The organism is Frankia sp. AgPm24, from assembly GCF_023243055.1.
Classification (GTDB): domain Bacteria; phylum Actinomycetota; class Actinomycetes; order Frankiales; family Frankiaceae; genus Frankia; species Frankia umida.
On record NZ_JALKFW010000028.1, the window covers coordinates 1 to 6057 of the forward strand.

The window sequence follows — 6057 nt, forward strand, 5'->3', positions numbered from 1 at the left end:
GTGGATCCTCGCGACCTTCAGCCGGGCCTTCGCCCGGTTCGCGGAGCCCTTCTTCTTCCGGGACAGCTCCCGCCGCGGCCCCCCCCCCCCCGCCCCGGGGGGGGGGGGGGGCCCCCCCCCCACGCCCACGACCTCTCGTTCATCCGAGGGGTCGTGGGCGGGAACATCGAGCCCGTCGAGTTGGGAGAGCCGGCGGGCTCGATGTATGTGAACGAGGACGGCATACGCCTGGAGTTGGCGGTGAACCCACGGGCGACCCTGCTGATGGTGGCGTCGACGCCGGGGCGGGGTGCTACTCGGAGACGCGCTGCTGGTGGGGCCCGTCGACGACAACGGCTGGGACACGTCGGTGCCCGCGGACTACCAGACGCTGCTCTTCGACACGTCGGGACGGCTACGCGTGGAACTGGTGGACGCGGAGAGAGGGCGGCGCTGGCAGCCGGTGGACCACCTCTGGTCGGACCCGTTCACCGCCTACGCCGACGGTCTGCAGATGGCGCAGGCGTGGCCCAGGGCGAGCGTGCAACTCCTCCTCGCCTGACCCCCCCGACATAACACCTCGATTCTTACATCTGTCTTTGTGGAGTGGTCATGTTCGTATCGGTGCGCGGCGTGCTCCTGCCGGCGAATCCCGCGCAACCCCCACGTTCCCTTTCTCTCGACCCCGACAAGACCGCGTTGCTGACATCCATCTCCGCGTCCACCCGTGGGGTGTGCCAGGCGATCGTTCTCCCGCAGCCGGCCGCGAGGATCTTCGCGTACCGCGAAGATCCGAGACTGCCCGTCAATTCCCTGGCATCGCTGATCGTACGGGCGGCGGACCCCGCGAGACGCCAGGACCGGATTCGAGGCGACGCGCTTCTCGTGGGTGCCGCGCACGGCGACGGCCACGAGTCGGCACCGGCCGCCTACACCGACATTCTCCTGGACTGGAACGGGCTTTTCCGCGTCGAGTTCCAACCGGTGCAGGGCGGCCCGCGGCTTCCTCTTTCCTGGCCGGAATGGCCGGAGGTGACCGCCGCCTACCGGCAGGGGCTGCTCCTGGGCCGGGCGTTGCCACGCATGGCCGTGTGTGTCGTGCGCGCCCCCTGACCTCCGCGCCTACCCGGCATGTCCCTCCCGTCCCTGTCTGTGTCTGATCATCAGGAGAGTGCTGTGTGTGCACGTGAGGAGAGGCGGGCCCGCATCGGGCTGGCCTGCGCGGCGGGCGTGCGTACGCCGCCCGTCCCGTCCGGCGCGGTGTCGCCGGTCGGGCTGTGGGAGCAACACGCCGCAGCCCACCCGACGATCGATCCCGACCGAGTGGAGGAGGAAGCGACGCGGGCGGGCTGGCGGATCCTTGTCCCGGGCGACGCCGAGTGGCCGACGGTGCCGGCGGGCCTGCCGGACATCGGCGCGGCCCCGTGGGCGCTGTGGGTGCGCGGCGACGCCGACCTGCACGCGGCCACCCGACGCTCGGTCGCGGTCCTGGGTGCCCGCGCCTCCACCGCCTACGGCGAGCATGTCGCCGCGCTGCTCGCGGGCGGTCTCGCCGCCTCCGGGTGGACGGTGGTCTCCTCCTGCGCACTGGGCTGCGACTCCCATGCCCTGGCCGCCGCGACACGCAGTGCCACCCCGCCGATCGCCGTCTACGCCGCCGAACTCGACCTGCGGGCCTTCGAGCGTCGCGTGGACGCCTCACACGCTCTGCTGGTGTCCGATGTTCCCCCGGGCAGTCCAAGCCGGCGGGACCGCTTTCTCGCCCGTCAGGATCTTCTGTGCTACCTGTCCACCGGGATCGTGCTGGTCGAGGCGGCCTGGCGCAGCGCGACCTTCGCGACCGTCGCCGACGCCCGGCGCCGTGACCGCCTGGTCATGGCCGTGCCCGGTCCGATCACCAGCTCCACCAGCGCCGCCTGCCACCATCTGATCCGCGACCACCACGCCACCCTGGTCGACAGTGCCGACGCCGTCACCGCGTCCCTGCTCGCCGCCACGACCACCACGGCCACCTCGTGCGACCCGGCCGAAGGACCGTCACGGTGAAGGTCGGATGCGCCCACAGCCCGGCCCTCACCCGGGCGCTGCGTGAGGCGGGGGTCCTGCCGTGGAGCCCCGGTCTGCGGCTCCACGCGGGAGACATCCTGGTCCTCGATCCGGCGCTGGACCCCGGCCTGTTGCGCCACGTCCGCGGCCTGCTCCTGCCCGACGTCGAAACCCTTCTACTCGAAGAAGAACCTCCCGGGGCTGGTGGTGCCGGCTGGCCGTGGCGGCGGCTACGCCTGCCTGAGGACCTCGACGACCTCACCCGGCTGCGCACCGTTGTGCCTGTCACCACCCTCACCGCGGGAGCGGGGACGTTCCACCTGAACGCCCTGCACCTCGAGGTCCGCGACCGCCTCCCCCGCCACCGTCCTCACCCCGCCGACCCGCCGCCTGACGACGGGCATCCGATGCTCACCGTGCTGCGCGCGGCCTTCGCCTACCGCGGCCTGCCCTGGCCCGAAGCCAGCACCCTGACGCTGCGCTGGACAGCCCCCCATCCGCCGAGCACAGGGGTGTCTGTGGCCGTGGCCGCTGCCGTGCTCGCCGCCACCGGCACCGGCACCATCACCCCGGCCGCACTGCGCCGCTACGCGTTCGTCGGCGACGTCGCGGCGAACGGGCGGCTACGGCGGGTACGGAACCTGCCCGGGGCGTGGGACGCCGCCCACGCCGCCGGCTACCGCCATCTCGTGACCCCCACCACCCGCGCCCCGGTGCCGCGTGGCGCGGTCCACCCGATCGCCACCGTCGCCGACCTGCTGCCCCTCCTGCGCCTCTGACCCCCTCACCCCGAAGCCACTGAGGGCCCCCCGGTGCCTACCGGGGGGCCCTCACGCTTCCTGCTCGCGACCGGTGTCAGTCGAGAGCGCGCACGCAGACCGCGCGCAGCGGATAGCCACGGGCCAGGCGCAGACCCTCGCCGTAGGCGGCGAACGGATCGGACCATGCCACCGGCGGCAACGCCTCCCCGGGCTCTCCGGACGGGGCGCGGAACTCGATGCCGAACCTGCCGGTCGCCGCGAGCAGCACCCGGCTGTAGGCGGGGTCGACGCAGGTGTCCACCCCGTGCTGGACAGCGCCGACGAGCACCGCGTCCCCGACGATCGTCCCCCCACGCCACACCGGGTTCGCCGCCGATGCCAGCAACGTCGCCCGCCGGTTCACCGAAAGACCGAAACGCATCCCCCACGCGTTCACATACAATGTGCCGGCCGGCTGAAGCAGCACGACCCGTTCGGCTGGCCCGCCAACGTCCTCCCACAGCAGGGGAAGCCGATCGAGGCTGACGCGGATCGCGACAGAAGGCCGGTATTCCTCGACGGGAATCAGCACCCCGGTCAGAATGTCACTCACACATACCCCAAGGAACGAAGCCGTTCACGAAACAGAAAAGAAAAGGGTCGCGGCCATCGGAGTTGGCATTCCTTTCCGGTATCCGCCCAGGATCACCTCGGTGACCTGCGGGTGCGGGCCGGCGGGTAACGCCGTGGCCCGGCGGAACCCGGTCCGGTCTGTCATGGCGGCGCCGGGCAGGGCGGCACGGTGCAGCCGGCAGGCACCGGGACCCCGATCCGGCACGGGCACGGCGATCGGGATGGGACGGCGTGCCGCCCCGTCGCGGTCACGGCACCAGCGCCACGTGGGGGCACCCGGATAACCCGGGTACCCCCACGGCGGCATCGCGCTGTCCGACCGCGACGGGCGGTCAGCGGGTCACGAACGCGTGGGCGCGTGGGCGCGTTCCGCCGCCCAGGACACCTGGATGGTCAGCGGGGTACCGGCAGGAACCTCCACCGGATCGGACACGAAATGATCCAAACGCCAGGAATCGATGCATTCCGGGCATACCGTGATGCCATGGGAGCAGTCATAGTCCACATCCGCCGGCCACCCTGCCGGCGTGACCGGCGGGCAACCATCCGGAAAATAGACCACCATGCCGGTGGGGGCCTCATTCCCGGGCTGCGTGTAGCCGGCTGGATCCCGGTCGGTAACCACAACCCGATGGTCAATGCTGGTCATGAGACAACCATCTCCTTTCAATGTGAATTCCACCATGAACATATGGCGTGGGCAAACGTCCGTCAATCGAAAACCGCAAACCTTTCATATTCTTTTGCGGCGCTCGTGCGACATAAGGAAAGGTAAGGTTTCGGTGCTCGTCTTTGTGGTGGATTTTCGGCAGGAAAAGTTTTCTGGGTGATGTCGGGTACGGCGGTGGCGTTGGTGGTGTCCTCGGCGTCGGGCACGGCGCACGACGTCCACGGGTGTGGTGGGCGGGCGCCGGGTGTCGGCCCGAGGTGGCGAGGGTGGTCAGCTGCACCGCGCGCACGATCGGCGGAGGATCTTGCCGGGCGGAAGCGGCGGTGCGGGGCAGACGGGGACGGGATGTGCACGACGGGGGGTCATGCTGGCTGCCGGCCGGATCCCAGTGGGAACGTCTTGGTGGCTCGCACCGCGTCGCAGGTGGCGTGGTGGGCGGCGACCACCCCGACGTAGCAATCACCGCGGTGGATGGGGGGCGGTTCTGCGGCTGCTCACGTCGTGGCGGTGCGGACACCGGTTTCCGAAGTCGGTCGGAGGGTTCCGGCGCGCCCGGGGTCAGGTGGAGAAGGGGTGGTGCGGGGCGGGGGTGAAGGCCAGGGTGCCGTCGGGCAGGCGGACGGCGAGGATCGCTCCGTTGCGCAGGGCGTCGATCAGACCCAGGTCGATGGCGAGGTCGCCGTGTTGCCCGTGGGTGTGCGCACCGGTAGTGATCAGGTGGGCGGCGGTGTCGGGGGTGAGGAGCTGGGCGCTGGGCGGTAGCGGGGGTGTGGCGATGGCGGGGGTGGAGTGGCCGGCGCAGGTGAGGGCGGCGTGGACGACGGCGAGGTTGACGCGGGGGCCGGCGTGGACGTGGAAGGGACGACCGGTGTCGGGTTCGTGCAGGTACAGCTGGATGCCGTCGATGTCGAGGATGGCGCGGCTGTGGTCGGCGGGGTGGTCGGCGACGAAGGGCTCGTCGAAGCCGGGGAGGGGCAGCCAGCCGGCGCGGACGAATCCGGCGCTGGTCAGCAGGTGGAGCAGGTCGGGGTTGCCGCCAGCGGTGTCGTGACGGTGGGGTGGGGTGCTGGTGGGCCCGGCGAAGGAGATCATCGGGTGGTGCGGTGGCACGGGGAACGGGGCGGAGACGTCGGCGTGCTGGCGGTGGGTGGGTAGGCAGGTCGGGCAGACGGTGGCCAGGTGGGGGCCGGGGTAACGGCCGTCGCGGGCGGGCCAGGTCGCGAAGTCGGCGGGGCAACCGCCGGGAAGGTAGGGCAGGGCGTAGCCGGCGGGCGCGGATAGAGGGTCGGGTTGTGCGCGGGGGCGGACGGCGACACGGTGGGTGACCTGGCTCATCAGGTGGTCTCCGATGCGCTACGCGGGCAGGGCCGGGTACATCCGACCCTGCCCGCGAGGTGATCCGGTACGGGTATGTGAGACGAGTGCGCGGGTGATCGGCGCTGGTTGGTGCCCTTGGATCTGGACGTGGTGGCGGGTTGCGGTGAGGACGGTGATGGGGTGCCGGCGGGGGTGGTGTCCCGGTCCGGGGTCATCTCAGGTGGGCCCACGACCCCGACGCGCGGGCCTCGCCCGGGCGCGTAGCCCCGTGGCTCGCCGGGTGGACACCGTAGGGCGGGCGGCCGTGTCCGCGTCACGTCCCGGTGGGGCTAGCGGATGGGCGGGATGTCCTGGGCGGGTGTGACCCGGAGGCGCACCTGCGGGACGCCCGTGAGTTCCTCGACGGCCTGGTAGGCGTCGAGGAAGCTGCGGTGACCCTCGCTGTGCGCGATCCAGGTGGAGGTCGGTGTGTGCTGGATGTGGACCTGGAGAAGATCCGCGGTGAGGAGCTGGCGGTAGAGGTCGGGTGCGTCGTAGTAGACGGGGATGACGCTGGTGGGGTCGACGCCGGTGAGGACCGCGTCGCCGTAGAGGGGTGGGGGGTGGGGGGGGGGGGGGGCCCCCCCCCCCCCCCCGGGGGCGGGGGGGGGGGGGGTGGGGGGGGCGGGGGGG

At 71.7% G+C, this 6057-nt stretch carries 8 protein-coding genes; 4 read left to right on the top strand and 4 right to left on the bottom strand.

What is annotated here, in order from left to right:
• Window positions 1–289: 289 nt before the first annotated feature.
• The 4 genes from MXD61_RS05155 (at window position 290) to MXD61_RS05170 (ending at window position 2804) form a co-directional block, all read left to right on the top strand.
• Window positions 290–541 carry a hypothetical protein gene (locus MXD61_RS05155; RefSeq protein WP_248811705.1) on the top strand — a complete coding sequence of 84 codons (252 nt, stop codon included), beginning with the start codon at window positions 290–292 and terminating at the stop codon, window positions 539–541.
• Window positions 542–603: 62 nt separating this feature from the next.
• Window positions 604–1092, top strand: a complete 489-nt coding sequence (locus MXD61_RS05160; RefSeq protein ID WP_248811706.1) for a hypothetical protein — start codon at window positions 604–606, stop codon at window positions 1090–1092.
• Window positions 1093–1155: 63 nt separating this feature from the next.
• Window positions 1156–2025, top strand: a complete 870-nt coding sequence (locus tag MXD61_RS05165; protein ID WP_248811707.1) for a DNA-processing protein DprA — start codon at window positions 1156–1158, stop codon at window positions 2023–2025.
• Window positions 2022–2804 carry a hypothetical protein gene (locus tag MXD61_RS05170; protein ID WP_248811708.1) on the top strand — a complete coding sequence of 261 codons (783 nt, stop codon included), beginning with the start codon at window positions 2022–2024 and terminating at the stop codon, window positions 2802–2804. Before MXD61_RS05165 ends, MXD61_RS05170 begins: the two co-directional genes overlap by 4 nt.
• Before the next feature lie 76 nt (window positions 2805–2880).
• On the opposite strand, the gene MXD61_RS05175 is transcribed toward MXD61_RS05170, so the two are convergent.
• The 4 genes from MXD61_RS05175 to MXD61_RS05190 form a co-directional block, all read right to left on the bottom strand.
• The gene (locus MXD61_RS05175; RefSeq protein WP_248811709.1) at window positions 2881–3378 is read right to left on the bottom strand and encodes a DUF3846 domain-containing protein; all 498 of its coding nucleotides are present in this window, start codon (window positions 3376–3378) and stop codon (window positions 2881–2883) included.
• A 360-nt stretch (window positions 3379–3738) separates the two neighbouring features.
• A complete protein-coding gene (locus tag MXD61_RS05180; RefSeq protein ID WP_248811710.1) occupies window positions 3739–4047 on the bottom strand; it encodes a hypothetical protein in 309 nt (102 codons plus the stop codon).
• A 579-nt stretch (window positions 4048–4626) separates the two neighbouring features.
• Window positions 4627–5403, bottom strand: a complete 777-nt coding sequence (locus MXD61_RS05185) for a hypothetical protein (protein WP_248811711.1) — start codon at window positions 5401–5403, stop codon at window positions 4627–4629.
• A gap of 311 nt (window positions 5404–5714) precedes the next feature.
• Window positions 5715–6057: hypothetical protein (locus MXD61_RS05190; RefSeq protein WP_248811715.1), on the bottom strand; the 343-nt coding region annotated here is incomplete at its 5' end.

Coding starts and splice junctions, on each gene's coding strand:
- MXD61_RS05180 (WP_248811710.1), bottom strand. CDS start 4,047: ATGACCAGCATTGACCATCGGGTTGTGGTTACCGACCGGGATCCAGCC.
- MXD61_RS05185 (WP_248811711.1), bottom strand. CDS start 5,403: ATGAGCCAGGTCACCCACCGTGTCGCCGTCCGCCCCCGCGCACAACCC.